Genomic DNA, 20,843 nt, shown 5'->3' with positions numbered 1-20,843 from the left:
TGTTGTGCGCACCAGGCAAGCAGCGCGCCGCCATCCACTGCTGATGACGACCCTCCAGCGGTGGCTCAGCCCCGAGGGTGATGCCGCGCGTGCAGCTCCTGCAAACGGGCGCGGGCGATGTGGGTGTAGATCTGCGTGGTCGACAGGTCACTGTGGCCGAGCAGCATCTGTACCGTGCGCAGGTCCGCGCCGTGATTGAGCAGGTGCGTGGCGAAGGCATGCCGCAACGTATGTGGCGACAGCGTTGCCGCGATACCGGCACCTCGCGCATGCAGCTTGATCCGATACCAGAAAGCCTGCCTGGTCATGCGCTCGCCACGCCGGCTGGGAAACAGTACATCACTGATACGCCCACCCAGCAGTTCCTCGCGCCCCTGCCGCAGATAGCGCTCCAGCCAATGCAGCGCCTCCTCGCCCAGGGGTACCAGGCGCTCCTTGCTGCCCTTGCCGAAAGCCCTCACCACGCCCTGGCGCAGGCTTACCTGCTCCAGGCGCAGGTCGACCAGTTCGGACACTCGCAAGCCACTGGCATACAGCACTTCGAGCATGGCTCGATCGCGCAGCCCCAGTAATTCACCCACATCCGGCGCAGCCAGCAGGGCGTCGACATCCGCTTCGGACAACGACTTGGGCAAAGGGCGGCCAAGCCGTGGCAAGTCGACCTGTAAGGTTGGGTCGGCGACTATCACGCCTTCGCGCAGCAGGTAGCGATAGAAACCACGCAATCCCGACAACAGCCGCGCGGTAGAACGCGCCTCGTAACCCTGGTCCAGGCGCCAGGCCAGATGATCGAGAATCGCCTCGCGCCCCGCGGCCTCCAGCACCAGCCCCCGCTCGACCAGCCAGGCATTGAACTGGCCGATATCGCGGCGGTAGGCCTCGCGTGTGTTTTGCGACAGGCCCTTCTCCAGCCAGAGCATATCGAGGAAGCGGTCTATCAGCGGTGCATCGAGCACTGACATACAAGGATCTCACTGATCTGGGAAGCATGCCTTTCAACATGTTGGGCGGCTTGCGAGCAAGAACAGCCATCAGCGTGAGGCGTGAAGCCATCGCAGGCTGCAGCGAATGCTCCTCGACAGTAGAACCGGGGCGCATGGCGCCTACGGTCGCTTTGGCTCGCAAGATCGCGAACAGCCACTGCCGCGTAGCGAAAACCATACCCCAGAAAACAAGAAAGCAGCCCGAGGGCTGCTTTCTTGTGAAAGAAAAACCGGATCAGACCAGTTTTTCCTTGATGCGGGCCGCCTTGCCGGACAGCGCGCGCAGGTAGTACAGCTTGGCCTTGCGCACATCGCCGCGACGCTTGACGGTCAGGCTGTCGACGACCGGACTGAAGGTCTGGAAAGTACGTTCCACGCCGACGCCGCTGGAGATCTTGCGAACAGTGAAGGCACTGTTCAGACCACGGTTGCGCTTGCCGATCACAACACCTTCGAAAGCCTGCAGACGCTCGCGGTCGCCTTCCTTTACCTTGACCTGGACGACTACGGTGTCACCCGGCGCGAAAGGCGGCAGTTGCTTGGTCATTTGCTCGGCTTCGAGCTGTTGGATGATTTTGTTGGTCATTGCTGTGCTCCTGAGACAGGCCTCCCGGCCCGGCATCGATACGTTCAATCAACTATCGTCCCGCTGACGGATATATTCCGCCAGCAGCTTTTGTTCTTCTCCAGAAAGCGAGCGGCTATCCAGAAGATCGGCTCGGCGTTCCCAGGTACGCCCCAGGGACTGCTGCAAACGCCAGCGCCGGATGTGTTCATGGTTGCCGCCAAGCAGCACCTCGGGAACACGTTTTCCCGCATACACCTCCGGTCGGGTGTAGTGCGGACAATCGAGCAGGCCATCCGTGAAGGAGTCCTCCTCGGCAGATCCCGCATGCCCCAGTGCACCAGGCAAGAGGCGTGTCACCGCATCGACCAGCACCATCGCCGGCAGCTCGCCGCCGGACAATACATAGTCGCCAATCGACCATTCCTCATCGACATGCGTTTCGATGAAACGCTCGTCGATGCCTTCGTAGCGCCCGGCGATGAGGATCAAGCCCTCTTCCCGCGCAAGCGCCTGTACATCGGCCTGTTTCAACTGGCGGCCCTGCGGCGAAAGATAGATGACTTTCGCAGCGGAACCGGCCGCCTGCCTGGCATCGGCCAGGGCAAGCTCCAGCGGCCTGATTTTCATCACCATGCCTGGGCCGCCACCGAAAGGGCGATCATCCACGGTCTGGTGACGATCCTCCGTGTAACTGCGCGGATTCCAGCAGCGCAGTTCGAGCAACCCCTGCTTCACCGCACGGCTGGTGATGCCGTACTCGGTCAGGGCCGCGAACATGCCGGGAAACAGGCTGATGACCTCTACGCGCAGTGGCATGGCAGGTCAGAAATCCGCATCCCAGTCGACATGCATTTCGCCTGCCGCCAGGTCGACCCGCAAGACGCACTGGTCGATATAAGGCAACAGCCGTTCACGATCATCCAGACTGCCCGGGAACGGCTTCACCACCAGAACATCGTTGGCGCCCGTCTCCAGCAGATGATCGACCCGGCCCAGCACCTGCCCGAGCTGGTCGATGACCGTCAGCCCCTGCAACTGGAACCAGTAATACTCATCACCTTCGAGAACCGGCAGCTCGGCACGGGGGACGCATATCTCGAAATCGGCATAACCACGCGCGACTTCGCGATCCGCGACATCCTTGAGCGTCGCCACCAGGATATTGCCCTGCAGGCGCCCTTTTACCAGCTCTGCCTGCCTCGTTTCATCCCCCCGGCGCAATGTCCAGCGGGGATAGGAAAGCAGGTTCTCGATCGGGTCGGTGAAGGAATAGATCTTCACGTCCCCTCGCACGCCATGCACCGAAACGATCTTGCCGATGACCAACAGGTCCTCGGCCGGGGCCGACGTGCTATTCATACGACTCAGGCAGCGGCCTTGGCAGCTTCCTTCAGCAGCTGAGCGACGCGCTCAGACGGCTGCGCGCCCTGGCCCAGCCAGTAGCTGGCACGTTCCTGGTCGACGGACAGCTTGACCTCGGCACCGGAGGCGATCGGATTGAAGAAGCCGATGCGCTCCACGAAACGGCCATCACGGGCGTTGCGGCTGTCGGTGACGGTCAGGTGATAGAAAGGGCGCTTCTTGGAGCCGCCACGAGCGAGACGAATAGTTACCATGCGAACATCGTTCCTGTAGGTAGTCTGTGCTTGGCCCCATGCCAAACCAACACAAGGGCCAGCAGGCCCGAAAGGCGGCATAGTTTAAGGATAAACGCAGGAATTGCAAATGCTTTAGCAGTTGGAGGCTGGAGGCTGGAGGCTGGAGGCTGGAGGCTGGAGGCTGGAGGCTGGAGGCTGGAGGCTGGAGGCTGGAGGCTGGAGGCTGGACAGTTTGCGCCTCCGCGCCAAAACCCGGTCAAGCGCTTTCGGCTTTTTCTTCCAGGCTTCCAGCCTCCAGCGCTCTTGTCGGCTTTTTCTTCCAGCCAGCCAACTGCTCCTACCCCTGCGACAAAAGGTTGCGCAGGTCGATGATGGCGGCGTTGGCGCGGGAAATGTAGTTGGCCATCACCAGCGAGTGGTTGGCCAGCACACCGTAGCCACTGCCATTCAGGACCATCGGGCTCCAGAGCGTTTCCTGGGCGGCTTCCAGCTCACGAATGATCTGGCGCACGCTGACCGTGGCATTCTTCTTGGCCAGTACATCGGCGAAATCGACCTCGACCGCGCGCAGGAAGTGCGACAACGCCCAGGCCTGCCCTCTCGCCTCGTAGAAGACATTGTCGATCTGCATCCAGGGCGTTTCCACCCGCTCTTCCTTGACCGTCGGCACGATGCCGCTGCGTTCCTGCTCCGGCGCGATATCGGTATCCAGCCGCACCCGCCCGACGCTCGCCGACAGGCGCTGCGACAGCGAACCCAGGCGGGTCGCTACATCACCCAGCCAGTTGTTCAGATTGTCGGCGCGGGTATGGAACTGCGCCTGGGGCGCCGGCGCGCCGAGGCGGCCAAGGTAGCGATCCAACCCCTGGATGGCGGCACGATACTCAGACTCGGCCGCTGGCAGCGCCCAACTGCGATTGTCGAAGTTGAACAGTGGCTCGCTCTTGGAAAGATCAGGATCCTCGGTCGATTGCGACTGCGAACGGGCGAAATCCTTGCGCAGGGCGCGGCTCAGGTCGCGCACCTGCACCAGCACGCCATATTCCCAGCTCGGCATGTTGTCGAGCCACACGCCCGGCGGTGCCACGTCATTGCTCAGATAGCCGCCGGGCTTGTCCAGCAGCGTGGTGGCAACCCGCTTGAGCGTCACCGCGGTGGTATAGCCGTTGGGCAGTTGATGCTCGCTCGCCTGCGCGGCCTCGCGAGCGCTCTGCTTGACCGGGAACGGGTCGGGCTCGAGGCTCCAGTACCAGCCGACGAAAAACGCCGCCAGCAGGTAGAGGCCCAGTACGCCAGCCAGAACACGCAACAGCACGCCGCGCCCGGGTTGGCCAGATGCGGATGCGCCGCCCGCCGAGGAACGGCCCGAAAGGCCCAAGCGATTCTTCCAGTCCAGCATGATAGGTATGTCCTTTTCGTTGCTTCAGGATTCTGACCGCAACCGTCCCTGTACGTTGCAGCCATCGGGCTGCCAATATAACGCAGCCGGACCGCCAAGGCCGCCCCGGAACGGTCGGGCCAGAGCAATCGCTTGAACGCTCACCTTCACGCCCAGGCAGGCATATGTCCTGCATCAGGGGGCAAGACAGTGCGACAGGATTGGCAATAGTGTGTCTGGCCTCGGGATCGTACAGTGCGATCTCGGGATCATCGTCCCTGTGCGAATGCCAGGTGGCGGGACGGGGCACGCGTGGATACATCCCTGTAGCTCTTCGCCGCCACCTGGCATCCGCACAGCCACTCTCGGCGCTACCTGGAGGGAAGGCGGGTAGTCATAAGTCCGTGGCGCCTGGGCCCGCGATACCATGGGTAACAGAGCACCGTCAGCGGTGTGCGATCTGTCACCAGGGCGATTGCGCCATACCGTTATTCACCGGAAAGGGGCCTCGAAAAAAGCGCTGGAGGCTGGAAAGCTGGACGAAAAATACCGCTTGCCACGCGCTTTCATCCAGCCTTCCAGCGCTGTTTTCGGCGCTTTGCCGTGCATAGCGCGATCGCCCTGGATCTGTCACCTACTTGATTGCCAGTCCAGTCGCAACGAGGCGACGCATCATTACCGTCATTACCCATCTTCCACGGCCATGGAGCGGGCTTTCATTCGATCACCCTGAGGCTCGGGCCGACCGTCACGCGACTGCAATCAAATTGCCATAGGGTTTCAGCCTCTCGGTTTTCACATGAGGCCGGTATGCGCCTGAAGTCGCTCACCACGCTCAACACCCTGCTACTGCTCGCCGTCTGCCTTGCGCTCGCTGCAACGCTGTGGTGGTCGGAACGGGCACTGGAACGGCCCTACCTGCTGATGAGCCGCTATCTGGGGCTGTCCCAGCAGTTCCAGCATGGCGTCTCCGACAACATCCAGGCCTACCTGAGCCAGGGCGATGCCGTGCGCCACAGCCAGGCCATGAAGGCACTGGAAGAGCTGGACAGCGACATGGACGACCTGCCGGAGCAACTGGCCGGACAGCTACGTCCCAGCCTGGTCGAACTGCACAATTTTACCGCCGGCGACCTGCTGGCCGCCGGCAAGCTGGCCGGTGACCCGCAGGGGCTGCTGCTACAGGCCGAACGAGAACTTGCCGCGGCCCTGGAGCAACTGGCCCGCTACGCTGGCGAAGGCAACGGGGATGCCTATCTCGCCCCGCTGTTCAGCGCCAGCCAGCACCTGCTGCGACTGAGCCATGCCCGTGGCCAGTTCATCAGCAGTGGCCGCGACACCCTCTATCTCGAGATCGAACAGGCGCTGCAGACGCTCAAGGCCGAAACGGAAAAAATCGAACGCCTGCCGCTGCTGGGTCTGAGCGAAGAACGCAAGAGCGACCCTTTCGCCGACCTGCTGGGCCTGCAGAACGACACCGACGAGCAGGCGGCGCCGGACCGCGGTATAGCGCTCAAACGGGAGCTGGCCAGCCTACTCGCACGCTACCCGGCGGAGCTGCAACGTACCCGCGAACTCATCCGGCAACGCGGCGAACTGCTGCAAGCCAGCGGCCAGCGCATCGAAGCCCTACAACAGGCGCTGACGGCCCTGGAACCCGCCGTACGCGCCGAGCACGCACGCATACAGAGCGAAGTGCGCCTGATACAGGCGAGCATCATCGCCCTGATCCTGCTGATCGCCCTGGCCATCGACCGCCTGCAGCGCCGGCTGACCCGCGCCATGGAGCGCCTGGCGCCGACGCTGGGAACCTGGGCCGAGGGCAATTTCGGCCGGCCCGTGAGCATCGACAGCAACACCATCGAACTGAAGGACATCGAAGCCTCCGTGAATCGCCTGCGCGACTATCTACTGCAACTTGTCGGCACATTGCGCGAGCAGGCGCGGGACGTGGCCGACAGCAGCCACCGCCTGAGCGAGACCAGCTCCGCCCTGCACCAGGGTGCCAGCCTGCAGTCGGCGGATACCGCACTGATCCGCGACTCGCTGGGGGAACTGGAAGCCACCATCCAGCAGGTCACCGAGGGCACCGCCGAGGCGGCCCAGGCCAGCCGCACGGCAGGCAGCGCCATCGCCCAGGGGCAGCAGGTGATCGGCCAGAGCCTGCAGGGCCTGCACGCACTGGTCAACGAGGTCCAGGCCAACGCCCTGGCCATCGAGCACCTGGCCAACGAAACCAGCACCATCGGCAACGTACTGAATGTGATCGGCTCGATTGCCGAACAGACCAACCTGCTGGCGCTCAATGCCGCCATCGAGGCCGCCCGCGCCGGCAGCCACGGTCGTGGATTCGCCGTGGTCGCCGACGAAGTGCGCTCGCTGGCCCAGCGCACCAGTGGCGCCACGGGCGAAATCCAGCAGTTGATCGACACCCTGCAGCAGGCTGCACGCCAGTCCGTACAGGCAATGCGCAGCCAGGTCAGCCATGCCCAGGCAACGGCGCAACTGGCCGAGTCGGCCGAAGGCGCCCTCGATGAAATCGTCGTTTCGATCGACACCATCGGCAACATGAGCGAACGCATCGCCCATACCACCGCTAAACAGCACGAGGCGGTCAGCGAGATCCGCCGCCACAGCGAGCGCATCCACCTGCAGGGTGCCAGCAGCCTCGAGCATATCGATGACAACCGGCAGCAGAGCGAGCAATTGCTGAAACTGGGTCGCGAACTGGACAAGGCGACCCAGGCGTTCTGCCTGTGAAGTACGGCTGAAGCAGGAGCGGGCTTGCCCACAAAGCTTTCGCGGGCAGCGCCATTCGCGGCCAGGGCCGCCCTACCGGTGCGGCGCCACCCGCGGTACGCCCCGCTCGCCCAGCCAACGCAGCAGATGTGCCACGCTCACCTCTCCTCGCAATCCAGCACCAGGTCTGGCGCGAGCGGTGGCTCATAGGGTGCGGACACCCCGGTGAAGCCGGCCAGGGTCCCGCGCCGGGCCAGGGCGTAATGCCCCTTGGGATCGCGCCGCTCACAAACCGCCAGGGAGGTCCGGCACCAGACCTCGTGATAATCGCCTCCAGGCACAGTGCCAGTAGCGTCCGCTGGCTGGCCAGCGGCGCAATCATGGGTCGCTCAGCGCGGCGCCACCGGGCGCGGCTTGCCGCCGCTGTTGGTCGGGCGCTTACCGGCCTTGCGCCGCGCCTCGGCGGCGGCCTTGGCCTGTTCGCGCTTCTCCCAGGACTTGCCGTCATGGCTGCGCGGCGGCAGGCCGGTGTGCTGGGTCAGCAGGGGCTTGCCGGCACCGGCCTTCTTGCTACCGGTCGGCGTGGAGTTCTTGCGCCGCGCGCTCTGGTACTCGTCGGTCTGCGGCTGGTGAACGGGTATCAACTGATGCTTGCCACTGCCGATCAGGTCTGAACGCCCCATGGCGGCCAGCGCCTCGCGCAGCAGCGGCCAGTTCTTCGGATCGTGGTAACGCAGGAAGGCCTTGTGCAGGCGGCGCTGCTGCTCGCTCTTGACGATCTGCACGCCGTCGCTCTTGTAGGTCACCTTGCGCAGCGGGTTCTTGCCCGAATGGTACATGGCCGTGGCGGTGGCCATCGGCGACGGGTAGAAGGCCTGCACCTGGTCGGCGCGGAAACCGTTGCGCTTGAGCCACAGAGCGAGGTTCATCATGTCCTCGTCGCTGGTGCCAGGGTGCGCGGCGATGAAGTAGGGGATCAGGTACTGTTCCTTGCCCGCCTCCTTCGAATACTTCTCGAACATCTGCTTGAAGCGGTCGTAGCTACCAATGCCCGGCTTCATCATCTTGTCCAGCGGGCCGCGCTCGGTGTGCTCGGGGGCGATCTTCAGGTAGCCGCCGACGTGGTGCGTCACCAGTTCGCGGACATACTCGGGCGACTCCACCGCCAGGTCGTAGCGCAGCCCCGAGGCGATCAGGATCTTCTTCACCCCGGGCAGCGCCCGCGCCTTGCGGTACAGCTCGATCAGCGACGAGTGGTCGGTATTCAGGTTCTCGCAGATACCGGGAAATACGCAGGACGGCTTGCGGCAGTGCTGCTCGATATCGTGGCTCTTGCAGGCGATGCGGTACATGTTGGCGGTCGGCCCGCCGAGGTCGGACACCACGCCGGTAAAGCCAGGGACCTTGTCGCGCATTTCCTCGATCTCGCGAATGATCGAGTCGTGGGAACGGTTCTGGATGATGCGGCCCTCATGCTCGGTGATCGAGCAGAAGGTACAGCCGCCGAAGCAACCGCGCATGATATTCACCGAGAAGCGGATCATCTCGTAGGCCGGAATCTTCTCCCCCCGGTAGGCCGGATGCGGCACGCGCGCATAGGGCAGGCCGAAGACGTAGTCCATCTCCTCGGTGCTCATGGGGATCGGCGGCGGGTTGAGCCAGATATCCGTCTCGCCATGCCGCTGCACCAGGGCACGGGCATTACCCGGGTTGGTCTCCAGGTGCAGCACGCGGTTGGCGTGGGCGTAGAGCACCGCGTCGTTGCGCACCTTCTCGAACGACGGCAGGCGGATCACCGTACGCTCGCGTTCCATGCGCGGGTGCGCCAGCAGTTGCACCACCCGGGCTTCGCCAGGGTCCTGCGCCTCGCCCTTGGCCTGTTCGATGGCGCAGGCGGCGCTGTCCTGGGTATTAACGTAAGGGTTGATGATCTTGTCGACCTTGCCCGGCCGGTCGATACGCGAGGAGTCGATCTCGAACCAGCCAGCCGGCGTATCGCGACGCACGAAGGCGGTGCCGCGAATATCGGTGATGCTGTCGATCGTCTCGCCGAATGCCAGCCGCTGGGCGATCTCCACCACGGCGCGCTCGGCGTTGCCGTAGAGCAGGATATCGGCGGTGGCATCCATCAGGATCGAGCGCCGCACCTTGTCCTGCCAGTAGTCGTAGTGGGCGATCCGCCGCAAGGACGCCTCGATGCCACCCAGCACCACCGGCACCTGGCTATAGGCCTCCTTGCAACGCTGGCTGTAGACCAGGCTGGCTCGGTCCGGCCGCCGGGCGGCAAGGCCGCCCGGCGTGTAGGCATCGTCGGAACGCGCCTTGCGGTCGGCGGTGTAGCGGTTGATCATCGAATCCATGTTGCCCGCCGCCACCCCGAAGAACAGGTTCGGCGCGCCCAGCTTCATGAAGTCGTCCTTGCTGCGCCAATCGGGCTGGGCAACGATACCGACGCGAAAGCCCTGCGCTTCCAGCAACCGGCCGATGATCGCCATGCCGAAGGATGGATGATCGACGTAGGCATCCCCGGTGACGATGATGATGTCGCAGGAATCCCAGCCCAATTGGTCCATTTCCTGCCGGCTCATCGGCAGGAAGGGGGCCGGGCCGAAACACTCGGCCCAGTATTTGGGATAGTCGAACAGTGGCTTGGCGGCTTGCATGGTGGACTCAGGGTGCTCGCAGGGCAGGCTGAAAAACGGGCGCGGAATATAGCACAAAAAATGACCAGAAAGGCCGAGTGAATCACCCGGCTATCCGGGCGATTGCGCTATACCGTTATTCTCCGGAAGGGGGCTGCGATAAAAGCGCTGGAGGCTGGAAAGCTGGACGAAAAATACCGGTAGCCACGCTCTTCCGTCCAGCCTCGAGCCTTCCCGCGCTCTTTTCGGCGCTTTGCCCCGGACATCCCCTCCGCCACCCGGCTATCGGGGCCATTGATCGATTCAAACAGCCATCGCGGCCAATCCGACCGAAAATCCCGCCCATCGACACTTGGCGGAGGCCTGCCCATGAAACTGCAACTCCTGCTGGAAAACCTGTTGGCCACTTACGCCCGCGCCACCAGCGGCGACCTGCAGGAAAACCGCGCTTGGCCCTGGGGCGCAAGCGGAGGATACTTGCGGCCCGACGTGAGGCCATAAAAGCTGCTTCAAGCTTCAAGCAGAGCATGCCGGATGGCGCTCGGGTGTGCGCGTCGGAAAATCCAGCTTCCCGCTTATGGCCTCCAGCTTTGCGCCGCTGTACGCCGTTGCCTACCCCCTACTACGGAGCCTGTAATGCCCTTGCGTTCCATCTGTGTGTTCTGCGGCGCCAACACCGGCGCCAACCCCGCCTACCAGGCCGCCGCCAGTGAACTGGGGCGGATATTCGCCGCCAATCATATCCGACTGATCTACGGTGGTGGCGCCGTCGGCCTGATGGGTGTCGTGGCCGACGCCTGCATGGCGGCGGGGGGCGAAGTCATCGGCATCATCCCGCAAAGCCTGAAGAACTCGGAAATCGGCCATGAAGGCCTGACACGCCTGGAAGTGGTCGACGGCATGCACGCACGCAAGGCGCGCATGGCAGAACTGGCGGAAGGCTTCATCGCCCTGCCCGGCGGCCTCGGTACCCTGGAAGAGCTGTTCGAGGTCTGGACCTGGGGCCAACTGGGCTACCACAGCAAGCCCATGGGGCTGCTGGATGTGCACGGCTTCTACAGCAAGCTCAGCCATTTCCTCGACCATCTGGTGGACGAGCGATTCGTCCGCCAGGAACAACGCGCCATGCTGCAGCGCAGCGAGTCGCCACTCGAACTGCTGGAGCTGATGAGCGCCTGGCAACCCAGCGCCGACACGCGCTGGGGCAAGCGCAGCGAAGCCTGAGCCAACGCTGCCCGACCATGACCTGGAAAAGCCAATTGGCCCGGCTGATCGCCCTGATCGCAACGGTGGTACGCCGCTACCCCGGTACCGTGGCCTTGCTCGGCTTTCTCTCCGGCCTGGCCAGTTTCATACTGGTCGAGCGCCAGGCCGGGCTGGCACGGATGATCGCCCTCGTCATGCTGGTGAGCTGGCTGTGGCTGATGCTGGAGAACAGCCTGCGCGATGCGTTGAAGCGCTGGCTGGGCTGGCAACTGCCACAACCCTTGCTGCGCTACGCCACGCAGATGGTGCACCAGGAAAGCCTGTTCTTCGTGCTGCCGTTCTTTTTCGTCACCACCGCCTGGAACAGCAGCCAGGCGCTGTTCACCGGGCTACTCGGCGCGGCGGCGCTGGCGGCCCTGATCGACCCGCTCTACTACCGCTGGCTGGCCCCCAGGCGCTGGATATACCTGGCCTTCCACGCCCTGACGCTATTCGCCGTGTTGCTGACGGCGCTGCCGCTGATCCTGCACCTCTCGACCACCCAGAGTTACCAGTGGGCACTGGCCATCGCCGTGCTCTTCGCCCTGCCAAGCTTCAGCGGCCTGTTCCCGCACTGGGGGCGCAAGCGGCTGCTGGCGATCATCGCCATCGCCACGCTGGTCGGCCTGACGGGCTGGGAACTGAGAAGCTGGGTACCGCCTGCGACCCTGTGGATGACCGACATGCAGGTCACCGACAGCCTGGACACCCGCCAGCGCCGCCCCGGCCAGAGCATCCAGCGCCTCGACAGCGCCCGCCTGCAACGCAACGGCCTGTACGCCTACACCGCCATCAGTGCGCCACGCGGCCTCAAGGAACGCATCTACCACGAATGGTCGCTGGATGGCCGCCCCATCGACCGTATCGCGCTGGAGATCGACGGCGGCATCAAGACCGGTTACCGGGCCTGGAGCCACAAACGCAACTTCCCGCCCAAGGCGGTCGGGCAATGGCGCGTGCGGGTACTGACCGACGCCGGGCAGGTCATCGGCGTACTGCATTTCGAGGTAACGGAGGACAAGCGGCCATAGGCTGCAAGCCTCAAGGCTCATCAGGCTCATCAGGCTCATCAGGCTCATCAGGCTCATCAGGCTCATCAGCGTGAAAGGCGGGGCCAAACCCCTGTCAAACTTTTTCTTCTCCGCTTTTGCCTGCCGCCATCAACCTTGCAGCGGAATCCGTCGCACCAGGCGCATCTCCTCCGGACTGATATCCGCAGCGTAGGCCAGGATTTCGACACCACTGGCCCGCGCTTCGTCCAGGGCCGCCGCATAGGCCGCATCGATCTCCCTGGCGGGCCGTACCGCCTCGATCCCCGTCAGGTTGACGCAATACAGCAGCACCGCGCGCACGCCCTGGCGAGCCAGCGTCGCCAGCTCGCGCAAGTGGCGCGCCCCACGGGCCGTGACGGCATCGGGGAAAGCGGCTACCGCACTGCCATCGAAGCCCAGCGTCACGCTCTTGACCTCGACGTAGGCCGGCCCCCGGGGATATTCCAGCAGGAAATCGACGCGGCTGTTCTCCTGCCCGTAGCGCACCTCGCGGCGCAACCGGGTAAATCCCGCCAGCTCCACGATCACGCCATCCTGCAGGGCCTCCTCCACCAGGGCGTTGGCCCGCGCGGTGTTGATACAGGCCAGGCGCCCCTGGGGCGTTTCCACCAGCTCCCAGGTGCCGGGCAGCTTGCGCCTGGGATCATCGCTGCGGCTGAACCACAGGCGCGCGCCCTCGCCCTGGCAATTGAGCATCGAGCCGGTATTCGGGCAGTGGATACACAGGGCCTCGCCGGCATCGGTGACGATATCGGCGAGGAAGCGCTTGTAGCGCCGTACCAGCACAGCCTGTTGCAACGGGATGGGAAAGCGCATCAGCCCTGCCACTCCCGCAGTCCCCTGGCGATCCGCTCCAGCGCGCGCTGCAACACCGGAAGGTCCTGGGTATAGGCGAAACGCACATGCTGCCGCGCCCGGTAATGGCCGAAATCGATGCCTGGCGTGATCGCTACATACTGACTCTCCAGCATGTACTGGCAGAAGGCATAGGCATCGTCGGCAAAGGCACTGATATCGGCATACAGATAAAAGGCACCCTGCGGCTCGACCGCAATACCGAAGCCCAGCTCGCGCAGGGCTGGCAGCAGGAAATTCCGCCGCCTGGCGAACTCGGCCCGCCGCGCCTCGAGGATTTCCAGCGTGGCCGGCTCGAAACAGGCCAGCGCCGCGTACTGGGCCATGCTCGGCGCGCTGATATAGAGATTCTGCGCCAGCTTCTCCAACTCCGGCAGCGCATCCGGCGGCGCCACCAGCCAACCCAGGCGCCAGCCGGTCATGCCGAAATACTTGGAAAAACTGTTCAGTACGAAAGCTTCGTCGTCCACCTCCAGCACACTGGCGGCATCCACGCCATAGGTCAGGCCATGATAGATCTCGTCGACCACCAGGTGCCCGCCATGGGCCCTGGCCCCGCGCGCCAGCCCGGCCAGCTCCTGGCGCTCCAGCAGCGTCCCGGTGGGGTTGGCCGGGGACGCCACCAGCGCCCCCACCGTATCGGCATTCCAGTGGCGCTCCAGCAACTCCTCGGTCAATTGATAGCGGACTTCCGGGCCGACCGGCACCAATTGCGCGCTGGCCTCGACCAGACGTAGAAAGTGCCGGTTGCAGGGGTAACCGGGGTCGGCCAGCAGCCAGTGTCGGCCGGGATCGACCAGCAGGCTGCTGGCCAGCAACAATGCGCCGGAACCGCCGGGAGTAATCAGCACGCGTTCGGGGTCAATGGAAAGTCCGTAGCGCTGTGCGTAGAACCCGGCGATCGCTTCACGCAACTGTGGCAATCCCCTGGCGGAGGTGTAACGGGTATGGCCAGCCGCCAGCGCCGTCTGCCCGGCGGCCACGATGGGCGCGGCGGTGGTGAAATCCGGCTCGCCGATCTCCAGGTGGATGACGTCATGCCCGCGGGCCTGCAACTGGTTGGCGCGCGCCAGCAGGGCCATGACATGAAAGGGTTCTATCGCACGGCTACGTGCACTGTAAGACGAGGTCATCGGACCTTCCTGAGCGAAGCGGAACAGCGATTCTAACCAAGGTCCCGACCAGCCTGCAGCCACTGCGACACTCGGGAGTAGCGCGGCCCGGTGCGATCTGGTAAGTTCGCCCGCTTGCAGCCGCAGGGCCGGCCCGTGCCGGCAGGGACCACCGACCTGCGCAATGGACATAGCGAGAGGCGTTCATCCATGCCCATTAATGAAAAGACACAATCGAGCAGTCAACTGATTCGCGCCTTCGAACCCTACAAGGAATCCAAGGGCGAGGAATACATGAGCGAGCGGATGCGCGCCCATTTCACCGGCATCCTCACCAAGTGGAAGCTGGAGTTGATGGAGGAAGTCGACCGTACCGTGCATCACATGCAGGACGAAGCGGCCAACTTCCCCGACCCGGCGGACCGCGCCAGCCAGGAAGAGGAATTCAGCCTGGAACTGCGTGCCCGCGACCGTGAGCGCAAGCTGATCAAGAAGATCGACGAGACACTGCAGTTGATCGAAGAAAACGAATACGGCTGGTGCGAATCCTGTGGCGTGGAGATCGGTATCCGCCGCCTCGAAGCGCGCCCGACCGCAACCCTGTGCATCGACTGCAAGACCCTGGCCGAGATCAAGGAAAAGCAGATCGGCTCATAAAGGGTGCCCCCGCTCATCCCTGCGGTAACGGGGATGAGTGGCTTTCTTTTCCCTCGCGGACAGCCGTCTTCCGAGGCCAGCCCCGCCATGCCTACCTTTTCCGGCTATACCGGCCGATTCGCCCCGACCCCCAGTGGCTACCTGCATTTCGGCTCGCTGATGGCCGCCCTGGCCTCCTACCTGGATGCACGCGCCGCCAACGGCCGCTGGCTGCTGCGCATGGAAGACCTCGACCCACCACGCGAAGTGCCGGGAGCCCAGGCAGCGATCCTGTCCACCCTGGAAGCCTATGGCTTCGAGTGGGACGCTGCGCTGCTGCGCCAGAGCGAACGCACCGAAGCCTACCGGCACACCGTACAGAGCCTGCTCATGCAGGGCCTTGCCTACCCCTGCGACTGTTCGCGCAAGCGCCTTGCGCCATGGCCGATCTATCCGGGATTCTGCCGCGATGCGCAAAAACCCGACAGGGATGCAGCCATACGCCTGCGGGTACCAAAACTGGAATATGCCTTCGAGGACCGTGTCCAGGGCCGCTTCAGCCAGCAACTGGCGCGGGATGTCGGCGACTTCGTGATCCGGCGCCGCGATGGCCTGTTCGCCTATCAGTTGGCCGTGGTGCTGGATGATGCCTGGCAGGGCATGACCGACGTGGTGCGTGGCGCCGACCTGCTCGACTCGACGCCCAGGCAGCTCTACCTGCAGGAACTGCTGGGCCTGCCGCACCCGCGCTACCTGCATGTTCCCCTGGTCATCCAGCCGGACGGGCACAAGCTCGGCAAGTCCTACCGCTCCCCTCCCCTGGACGCCGAACAGGCGCCGTCGTTGCTGCTGCGCGCCCTGCGGGCACTGGGCCAGCGACCACCCCGGGAACTGCACGGGGCAGGCCGTGCGGAACTGATGGCCTGGGGCATCGAACACTGGGATGCATCGCGTATCCCACGCGTGCCGACCCTGGCCGAGGCGCAATTGAAATAGCCCGGAGGAATCGGATTAGAATGCCTCCCTCACCAAGTGGGCCACGGCCCGAGCAGGAAACTCATCGATGCGCTGGCTGCTGATCCTTTTCTGCCTGGGCGGTATTCTCACCAACCTCCACGCCTCGGCACAGCAGCCGAGGGTGGAGAAGATCCTGGTACTCAAGTCCGAACGGCAACTGCAACTGATCAGCCAGGGCCAGGTCATCAGGCACTACCGCATATCCCTGGGCAAGCTCCCCATGGGCGCCAAGCTGGAAGAAGGCGACCTGCGCACCCCGGAAGGCATCTACTGGATCGACTGGCGCAAGCGCAGCGAGAAGTACAACCTGGCCATGCACATCTCCTACCCCAACACCCATGACGCCGCCAGGGCCCGCGCGGCCGGCGTGAACCCGGGCGGCATGATCATGCTGCACGGCACACCGGTCGACGATGAATTCCCCGAGTGGTTCTTCCATACCCTCGACTGGACCGACGGCTGCATCGCCCTGAAGAACGCCGATATGCGCGAGGTCTGGCGGCTGGTGCCAAACCGCACGCTGATAGAGATCAGGCCATAAGCTGCAAGCTGCCCTATTTGACCACCTTCAGACTCGGCCGCCCGGCCGGCTTCGCCGTGGTCGGCGGCTCGGGAGTCGTGTCTTCCGGCGGGGTCGGCTCGGGCTCTTCTTCCACCTCGAACACCATGCCCTGGCCGTTTTCCCTGGCATAGATCGCCAGGATCGCGGCGACCGGCACATGCAGTTGCTGGGGCACCCCACCGAAACGCGCCTCGAAGCTGACGGCCGCGTTATCCATATGCATATGGCGAGTCGCCTGGGGCGATACGTTCAGCACGATCTGGCCGTCCTGGGCGAAACCGGCCGGCACCCGCACCCCGTTGAACTCGGCGTCCACCAGCAGGTGCGGCGTGCAACTGTTGTCGACCAGCCACTCATACAGGGCACGGAGGAGATAGGGACGGCTGGATGTCATGAGCAGAGCCTCTCTTGGCGCATATCGCGCTCGGCGGCGGAAAGACTGGCCTGGAAAGTCGGCCGGGTAAAGTTTCGCTCCATGTAATCGAGCAAGGGACGTGCCGGCCGTGGCAACTCGACGCCCAGCACCGGCAGACGCCAGAGGATCGGCAGCAGGCAGCAATCCACCAGGCTCAGCTCGTTGCTGAAGAAGTATGGCCACTGGGCGAACACCGGCGACACCCCGCTCAGGCTTTCGCGCAATTCCTTGCGCGCCAGTACGCGTCGCGCCTCATCGGTATCGCGCGCCAGGATGCGGTCGACCAGCACACACCAGTCACGCTGTATCCGGTGGATCAGCAGCCGGCTTTTGGCCTTCTCCTGCGGATAGGCCGGCAATAGCGCCGGATGCGGATAGCGCTCCTCCAGATACTCCATGATCACCTGCGAATCGAACAACGCCAGGTCCCGCCCCACCAGCGTCGGCAGCCCCGCATAGGGATTGGCCTCGGCCAGAGCGATCGGACACTGCCCCGGCCCGACATCGATGATCTCGACATCGACCCCCTTCTCCGCGAGCACCAGGCGCACACGGTGAGAATAATGATCGAGGGGGTCGGAATAGCAGTCCAGGCGGTTGACGACGGCCATGGGCCTTCCTCTTTTTCGAATTCGGCAGAAGCAGAAAAACGCACGCGCCCATGAGGGCGCGTGCGCTGTAACGCGGATTATGCAGTAGTTGTCAGTGCACGTCTTTCCAGTATTCGCGCTTGAGCAGATAGGCGAACACGAAGAACACGGCCAGGAACAACAGCACATAGGTACCGATGCGCTGGCTCTCCAGCTTGACCGGGTTGGCCGAATAGGCGAGGAAGGCGACCAGGTTCTTCACTTTCTCGTCGTACTCCGCCGTATTCAGGGAGCCGGTTCCGGCCACCACGGTCAACTGGTTGCAGTCTTCGTGGGTGATCGGCGTACCGGTCAGCGGATCGAACTGCTTGCGGCCATTCTCCACCACCTGCACCTGCTTGCAGTCGACGCTCTCGCCTTCGCCAAGGTGTGCCGGGATGACCTGGCGCCCCTGCAGTTGCGCCAGCACATGCGGCATGCCGACGTTCGGGAAGACCGTGTTGTTGACCCCGTAAGGCCGCGCCGGGTCCTCGTAGAAGCTGCGCAGGTAGGAATACAGCCAGTCATTGCCACGCACCCGGGCGACCAGCGTCAGATCAGGCGGCGCCGCGCCGAACCAGGCCTTGGCGTCATCGACACGCATGCCGATCTTCATATGGTCGCCGATCTTGGCTTCCTCGCTGAACACGATGTTCTCCAACATCACGTCCTCGGGGATATCCAGGTCGTTGGCCACGCGCTCGTAGCGCTGGTACTGGGCACTGTGGCAACCCATGCAGTAGTTGGCGAAGGTTTGCAGGCCATCCTGCAGGGCGGCCTTGTCCCTCAGGTCGATATCGACCTTGTCCAGCGCGACCGACGGGCCGGCGGCAAAGGTGAATGCCGGCAATATTGCAAGAATCAATGCAGCGAATTGCTTTTTCATCAGCCGTCCACCCTTTCCGGAACCGGTTTGGTCTTCTCCATGCGGGTATAGAACGGCATGAAGATGAAGTACGCGAAATACAGCGCCGTGCAGATCTGCGACAGCAGCGTACGACCCGGTGTCGGCGACAGCACGCCCAGCACCCCGAGGATCACGAAGGAAACACAGAACACCAGCAGCCAGATCTTGCTCAGCCAGCCCTTGTAGCGCATGGCCTTGACCGGGCTGCGGTCGAGCCAGGGCAGCACGAACAGCACGGCGATGGCGGCGCCCATGGCGATAACGCCCAGCAGCTTGTCCGGGACGGCGCGCAGGATCGCGTAGAACGGCGTGAAGTACCAGACCGGCGCGATATGTTCAGGCGTCTTGAGCGCGTTGGCCGCCTCGAAGTTCGGTTTTTCCAGGAAGTAACCACCCATTTCCGGGAAGAAGAACACCACGGCACAGAAGACGAACAGGAACACCACCACGCCGACGATGTCTTTCACCGTGTAGTAGGGGTGGAACGGGATACCGTCCAGCGGAATGCCGTTCTCGTCCTTCAGCTTCTTGATGTCGACACCTTTCGGGTTGTTCGAGCCGACTTCATGCAGCGCCAGGATGTGCAGCACCACCAGGCCGAGAATGACGATCGGCAGCGCGATCACGTGCAGGGCGAAGAAGCGGTTCAGGGTGATACCGGAGATCAGGTAGTCACCACGGATCCACTCGGTCAGGTCATTGCCGATCACCGGGATGGCGCCGAACAGCGAGATGATCACCTGGGCACCCCAATAGGACATCTGGCCCCAGGGCAGCAGGTAGCCCATGAAGGCTTCGGCCATCAGCGCCAGGTAGATCATCATGCCGAAGATCCACACCAGCTCGCGCGGCTTCTGGTAGGAACCGTAGAGCAGGCCACGGAACATGTGCAGGTAGACCACCACGAAGAACGCCGAAGCGCCTGTGGAGTGCAGGTAGCGCAGGATCCAGCCGTACTCGACATCACGCATGATGTATTCGACGGAGGCGAAGGCGCCTTCGGCGGACGGCTCGAAGCTCATCGTCAGCCAGACACCGGTGATGATCTGGTTGACCAGGACCAGCAGTGCCAGGGAACCGAAGAAATAGAGGAAGTTGAAATTCTTGGGCGCGTAATACTTGGCGAGGTGGTCTTCCCACATCTTGGTCGCGGGGAAGCGGGCATCGACCCATTCCATGAACTTGCTCATCAGGCGTTCTCCTGGTCCACACCGATGATGATCACATCATCCGTCTCGTACGAGTGCGGGGGTACCGGCAGGTTCAAGGGCGCGGGCTGCGCCTTGTAGACACGTCCGGCCATGTCGTATTTCGAACCGTGGCAAGGGCAGAAATAACCTCCGACCCAGTCGGCGCCCAGATCGGCGGCGGCCACTTCCGGACGGAAGGAAGGCGCGCAACCCAGATGGGTACAGAGACCGACCACAATCAGCAGTTCCGGCTTGATGGAGCGGAGTTTCGGGTCGACATAGACAGGCTGAACCGAAGCCTTGGACTCGGGGTCAGCCACCTGCGCTGCGACCTTCTCCAGATTCGCGAGAATCTCTTCGGTACGACGCACGATAAACACAGGCTGGCCACGCCACTCGGCCACCATCTGCTGCCCCGGCTCTATCTTGCTGATATTTACCTTCACCGGTGCACCGGCTGCCTTGGCCTTGGCACTCGGGAACCACGATCCCACGAACGGGATCGCGGCACCCGCCGCTCCTGCCGCACCCACCACCGAAGTGGCGGCTACGAGGAAGCGACGCCGGCCAGCATTCACGCCGTCATTGCTCATTCAGTCGTCTCCCATCAGCTTTTCTTATGACCTGCCGGGGCAGGCATCTACTACTTGAATCAGGCCGCTAAAAATTCGCCAAATGGTAAAGAAATGCCCCCATAAAGACAAGGTGATAAGCACAGACGAAACGCTGGAAACCGCGTAAATCGGGGCCTTGGCCGACGCGACACGCTGTCGCACACAATCGCCATGGACTCGGAAATTCCAAAACGAACTTTCAGCCCATCACATTGGCGACAGCCCGCAAGCCGGGCCTACGCCAATATCAGGCATGGAAAATTTCCAGGAGAAATCCCAGGGGCCACCGCACGACGACCCAAAGAGCCGCGAAAAGTGGCGGCGCATGTGGTGGCGCATAAATAAGTGCACCATCGGCATAGGGGACAGTCCTCATGGACTGCGCCCCTGCCACACCACCCGGCATGCGGGTCCGCACCGGGCGGTTCGAGAGATTGAGATCATGAGAGCCGGGGCAGTCCCAAGCGGGCGAACCAGGCCAGGTTCAGCACGCTGTTGAGCTGCTTGCCGCTGTTGCGCCACCAGCATCCGCTGTTGGCCGCCACCCGGCGCGCCACGGCTACGCCTGCTCCCTTGTGCACGCAATTCCCGGAATTGGGTCTTGCCTCGCTTCCATTGCTTGAGCTGGATTGCCCGCAGCCGATGCCGCAGCCATTCGTCCAGCGCCCGCCAGACCCTCGGCGTCTGCGCCAGTCGGTAGT

21 protein-coding genes and 2 pseudogenes are annotated in these 20,843 nt (G+C 63.5%); 7 read left to right on the top strand and 16 right to left on the bottom strand.

Annotated features, from left to right (window positions below; genetic code table 11):
• Positions 1 to 65 precede the first annotated feature (65 nt).
• The 6 genes from xerD to DNJ95_RS16555 all read right to left on the bottom strand — a co-directional run bounded on the left by xerD (position 66) and on the right by DNJ95_RS16555 (position 4,548).
• On the bottom strand, positions 66 to 962 hold the full coding sequence (gene xerD, locus DNJ95_RS16585; RefSeq protein WP_131185843.1) for a site-specific tyrosine recombinase XerD: 897 nt from the start codon (positions 960 to 962) through the stop codon (positions 66 to 68).
• 256 nt (positions 963 to 1,218) lie between these two features.
• Positions 1,219 to 1,569 carry a 50S ribosomal protein L19 gene (gene rplS / locus DNJ95_RS16580; RefSeq protein ID WP_131185842.1) on the bottom strand — a complete coding sequence of 117 codons (351 nt, stop codon included), beginning with the start codon at positions 1,567 to 1,569 and terminating at the stop codon, positions 1,219 to 1,221.
• A 48-nt stretch (positions 1,570 to 1,617) separates the two neighbouring features.
• On the bottom strand, positions 1,618 to 2,367 hold the full coding sequence (gene trmD / locus DNJ95_RS16575) for a tRNA (guanosine(37)-N1)-methyltransferase TrmD (RefSeq protein ID WP_131185841.1): 750 nt from the start codon (positions 2,365 to 2,367) through the stop codon (positions 1,618 to 1,620).
• A 6-nt stretch (positions 2,368 to 2,373) separates the two neighbouring features.
• Positions 2,374 to 2,910, bottom strand: a complete 537-nt coding sequence (rimM, locus tag DNJ95_RS16570) for a ribosome maturation factor RimM (RefSeq protein ID WP_131185840.1) — start codon at positions 2,908 to 2,910, stop codon at positions 2,374 to 2,376.
• 5 nt (positions 2,911 to 2,915) lie between these two features.
• Complete coding sequence (rpsP, locus tag DNJ95_RS16565) at positions 2,916 to 3,167, bottom strand: 30S ribosomal protein S16 (protein WP_131185839.1); 252 nt, start codon at positions 3,165 to 3,167, stop codon at positions 2,916 to 2,918.
• A gap of 319 nt (positions 3,168 to 3,486) precedes the next feature.
• On the bottom strand, positions 3,487 to 4,548 hold the full coding sequence (locus tag DNJ95_RS16555; protein WP_131185838.1) for a DUF2333 family protein: 1,062 nt from the start codon (positions 4,546 to 4,548) through the stop codon (positions 3,487 to 3,489).
• A 789-nt stretch (positions 4,549 to 5,337) separates the two neighbouring features.
• Between DNJ95_RS16555 and DNJ95_RS16550 the strand changes: the two genes are divergently transcribed.
• Positions 5,338 to 7,287, top strand: a complete 1,950-nt coding sequence (locus tag DNJ95_RS16550; protein ID WP_131185837.1) for a methyl-accepting chemotaxis protein — start codon at positions 5,338 to 5,340, stop codon at positions 7,285 to 7,287.
• 72 nt (positions 7,288 to 7,359) lie between these two features.
• Here the strand turns inward: DNJ95_RS16550 and DNJ95_RS19575 are convergent.
• Positions 7,360 to 7,648: pseudogene (locus DNJ95_RS19575) on the bottom strand (adenylyl-sulfate kinase); the annotation flags it as partial.
• A 7-nt stretch (positions 7,649 to 7,655) separates the two neighbouring features.
• Entirely contained in the window at positions 7,656 to 9,929 is a 2,274-nt protein-coding gene (locus DNJ95_RS16540; RefSeq protein ID WP_131185836.1) for a YgiQ family radical SAM protein, read from the bottom strand.
• Positions 9,930 to 10,277: 348 nt separating this feature from the next.
• Between DNJ95_RS16540 and DNJ95_RS19715 the strand changes: the two genes are divergently transcribed.
• The 3 genes from DNJ95_RS19715 (at position 10,278) to DNJ95_RS16530 (ending at position 12,184) form a co-directional block, all read left to right on the top strand.
• Positions 10,278 to 10,409, top strand: a complete 132-nt coding sequence (locus tag DNJ95_RS19715) for a hypothetical protein (protein WP_276330895.1) — start codon at positions 10,278 to 10,280, stop codon at positions 10,407 to 10,409.
• A 135-nt stretch (positions 10,410 to 10,544) separates the two neighbouring features.
• Positions 10,545 to 11,132 carry an LOG family protein gene (locus DNJ95_RS16535; protein ID WP_131185835.1) on the top strand — a complete coding sequence of 196 codons (588 nt, stop codon included), beginning with the start codon at positions 10,545 to 10,547 and terminating at the stop codon, positions 11,130 to 11,132.
• Positions 11,133 to 11,149: 17 nt separating this feature from the next.
• Positions 11,150 to 12,184 carry a DUF5924 family protein gene (locus tag DNJ95_RS16530; RefSeq protein WP_131185834.1) on the top strand — a complete coding sequence of 345 codons (1,035 nt, stop codon included), beginning with the start codon at positions 11,150 to 11,152 and terminating at the stop codon, positions 12,182 to 12,184.
• Positions 12,185 to 12,313: 129 nt separating this feature from the next.
• On the opposite strand, the gene sfsA is transcribed toward DNJ95_RS16530, so the two are convergent.
• Positions 12,314 to 13,021, bottom strand: a complete 708-nt coding sequence (gene sfsA / locus DNJ95_RS16525) for a DNA/RNA nuclease SfsA (RefSeq protein ID WP_131185833.1) — start codon at positions 13,019 to 13,021, stop codon at positions 12,314 to 12,316.
• On the bottom strand, positions 13,021 to 14,193 hold the full coding sequence (locus DNJ95_RS16520; RefSeq protein WP_131185832.1) for a pyridoxal phosphate-dependent aminotransferase: 1,173 nt from the start codon (positions 14,191 to 14,193) through the stop codon (positions 13,021 to 13,023). The genes sfsA and DNJ95_RS16520 overlap by 1 nt, the downstream gene beginning before the upstream one ends.
• A 189-nt stretch (positions 14,194 to 14,382) precedes the next feature.
• On the opposite strand from DNJ95_RS16520, the gene dksA reads away from it, so the two are divergent.
• The 3 genes from dksA to DNJ95_RS16505 all read left to right on the top strand — a co-directional run bounded on the left by dksA (position 14,383) and on the right by DNJ95_RS16505 (position 16,366).
• Entirely contained in the window at positions 14,383 to 14,829 is a 447-nt protein-coding gene (gene dksA / locus DNJ95_RS16515) for an RNA polymerase-binding protein DksA (protein ID WP_131185831.1), read from the top strand.
• 87 nt (positions 14,830 to 14,916) lie between these two features.
• The gene (gluQRS, locus tag DNJ95_RS16510) at positions 14,917 to 15,804 is read left to right on the top strand and encodes a tRNA glutamyl-Q(34) synthetase GluQRS (protein WP_131185830.1); all 888 of its coding nucleotides are present in this window, start codon (positions 14,917 to 14,919) and stop codon (positions 15,802 to 15,804) included.
• 67 nt (positions 15,805 to 15,871) lie between these two features.
• Positions 15,872 to 16,366 (top strand): L,D-transpeptidase family protein, encoded by a 495-nt coding sequence (locus tag DNJ95_RS16505; RefSeq protein WP_131185829.1) that lies wholly within the window; start codon positions 15,872 to 15,874, stop codon positions 16,364 to 16,366.
• 13 nt (positions 16,367 to 16,379) lie between these two features.
• On the opposite strand, the gene DNJ95_RS16500 is transcribed toward DNJ95_RS16505, so the two are convergent.
• From DNJ95_RS16500 to DNJ95_RS16475, 6 genes and pseudogenes are all read right to left on the bottom strand, one after another.
• Positions 16,380 to 16,781 (bottom strand): ClpXP protease specificity-enhancing factor, encoded by a 402-nt coding sequence (locus DNJ95_RS16500; RefSeq protein ID WP_131185828.1) that lies wholly within the window; start codon positions 16,779 to 16,781, stop codon positions 16,380 to 16,382.
• Positions 16,778 to 17,413, bottom strand: coding sequence for a glutathione S-transferase N-terminal domain-containing protein (locus DNJ95_RS16495; RefSeq protein WP_131185827.1), 636 nt, complete (start codon positions 17,411 to 17,413; stop codon positions 16,778 to 16,780). The genes DNJ95_RS16500 and DNJ95_RS16495 overlap by 4 nt, the downstream gene beginning before the upstream one ends.
• Before the next feature lie 91 nt (positions 17,414 to 17,504).
• Positions 17,505 to 18,317 (bottom strand): cytochrome c1, encoded by an 813-nt coding sequence (locus DNJ95_RS16490; RefSeq protein ID WP_131185826.1) that lies wholly within the window; start codon positions 18,315 to 18,317, stop codon positions 17,505 to 17,507.
• Entirely contained in the window at positions 18,317 to 19,528 is a 1,212-nt protein-coding gene (locus tag DNJ95_RS16485; protein WP_131185825.1) for a cytochrome b, read from the bottom strand. Before DNJ95_RS16485 ends, DNJ95_RS16490 begins: the two co-directional genes overlap by 1 nt.
• Positions 19,528 to 20,121, bottom strand: a complete 594-nt coding sequence (gene petA, locus DNJ95_RS16480; protein WP_131185824.1) for a ubiquinol-cytochrome c reductase iron-sulfur subunit — start codon at positions 20,119 to 20,121, stop codon at positions 19,528 to 19,530. Before petA ends, DNJ95_RS16485 begins: the two co-directional genes overlap by 1 nt.
• 461 nt (positions 20,122 to 20,582) lie before the next feature.
• Positions 20,583 to 20,843, bottom strand: a pseudogene (locus tag DNJ95_RS16475) (group II intron maturase-specific domain-containing protein); the annotation flags it as partial.

Origin of the sequence: Stutzerimonas kirkiae, assembly GCF_004327335.1 — a bacterium.
In the GTDB taxonomy this organism is placed as follows: Bacteria; Pseudomonadota; Gammaproteobacteria; order Pseudomonadales; family Pseudomonadaceae; genus Stutzerimonas; species Stutzerimonas kirkiae.
The sequence above is the reverse complement of the archived record's forward strand: the minus strand, read 5'-3'. Positions and strand labels throughout refer to the sequence as shown.

What these genes read in the sequence shown, in the direction of transcription:
- xerD (WP_131185843.1), bottom strand. Translation starts at nt 962, where the DNA reads ATGTCAGTGCTCGATGCACCGCTGATAGACCGCTTCCTCGATATGCTC.
- rplS (WP_131185842.1), bottom strand. Translation starts at nt 1,569, where the DNA reads ATGACCAACAAAATCATCCAACAGCTCGAAGCCGAGCAAATGACCAAG.
- trmD (WP_131185841.1), bottom strand. Translation starts at nt 2,367, where the DNA reads ATGCCACTGCGCGTAGAGGTCATCAGCCTGTTTCCCGGCATGTTCGCG.
- rimM (WP_131185840.1), bottom strand. Translation starts at nt 2,910, where the DNA reads ATGAATAGCACGTCGGCCCCGGCCGAGGACCTGTTGGTCATCGGCAAG.
- rpsP (WP_131185839.1), bottom strand. Translation starts at nt 3,167, where the DNA reads ATGGTAACTATTCGTCTCGCTCGTGGCGGCTCCAAGAAGCGCCCTTTC.
- DNJ95_RS16555 (WP_131185838.1), bottom strand. Translation starts at nt 4,548, where the DNA reads ATGCTGGACTGGAAGAATCGCTTGGGCCTTTCGGGCCGTTCCTCGGCG.
- DNJ95_RS16550 (WP_131185837.1), top strand. Translation starts at nt 5,338, where the DNA reads ATGCGCCTGAAGTCGCTCACCACGCTCAACACCCTGCTACTGCTCGCC.
- DNJ95_RS16540 (WP_131185836.1), bottom strand. Translation starts at nt 9,929, where the DNA reads ATGCAAGCCGCCAAGCCACTGTTCGACTATCCCAAATACTGGGCCGAG.
- DNJ95_RS19715 (WP_276330895.1), top strand. Translation starts at nt 10,278, where the DNA reads ATGAAACTGCAACTCCTGCTGGAAAACCTGTTGGCCACTTACGCCCGC.
- DNJ95_RS16535 (WP_131185835.1), top strand. Translation starts at nt 10,545, where the DNA reads ATGCCCTTGCGTTCCATCTGTGTGTTCTGCGGCGCCAACACCGGCGCC.
- DNJ95_RS16530 (WP_131185834.1), top strand. Translation starts at nt 11,150, where the DNA reads ATGACCTGGAAAAGCCAATTGGCCCGGCTGATCGCCCTGATCGCAACG.
- sfsA (WP_131185833.1), bottom strand. Translation starts at nt 13,021, where the DNA reads ATGCGCTTTCCCATCCCGTTGCAACAGGCTGTGCTGGTACGGCGCTAC.
- DNJ95_RS16520 (WP_131185832.1), bottom strand. Translation starts at nt 14,193, where the DNA reads ATGACCTCGTCTTACAGTGCACGTAGCCGTGCGATAGAACCCTTTCAT.
- dksA (WP_131185831.1), top strand. Translation starts at nt 14,383, where the DNA reads ATGCCCATTAATGAAAAGACACAATCGAGCAGTCAACTGATTCGCGCC.
- gluQRS (WP_131185830.1), top strand. Translation starts at nt 14,917, where the DNA reads ATGCCTACCTTTTCCGGCTATACCGGCCGATTCGCCCCGACCCCCAGT.
- DNJ95_RS16505 (WP_131185829.1), top strand. Translation starts at nt 15,872, where the DNA reads ATGCGCTGGCTGCTGATCCTTTTCTGCCTGGGCGGTATTCTCACCAAC.
- DNJ95_RS16500 (WP_131185828.1), bottom strand. Translation starts at nt 16,781, where the DNA reads ATGACATCCAGCCGTCCCTATCTCCTCCGTGCCCTGTATGAGTGGCTG.
- DNJ95_RS16495 (WP_131185827.1), bottom strand. Translation starts at nt 17,413, where the DNA reads ATGGCCGTCGTCAACCGCCTGGACTGCTATTCCGACCCCCTCGATCAT.
- DNJ95_RS16490 (WP_131185826.1), bottom strand. Translation starts at nt 18,317, where the DNA reads ATGAAAAAGCAATTCGCTGCATTGATTCTTGCAATATTGCCGGCATTC.
- DNJ95_RS16485 (WP_131185825.1), bottom strand. Translation starts at nt 19,528, where the DNA reads ATGAGCAAGTTCATGGAATGGGTCGATGCCCGCTTCCCCGCGACCAAG.
- petA (WP_131185824.1), bottom strand. Translation starts at nt 20,121, where the DNA reads ATGAGCAATGACGGCGTGAATGCTGGCCGGCGTCGCTTCCTCGTAGCC.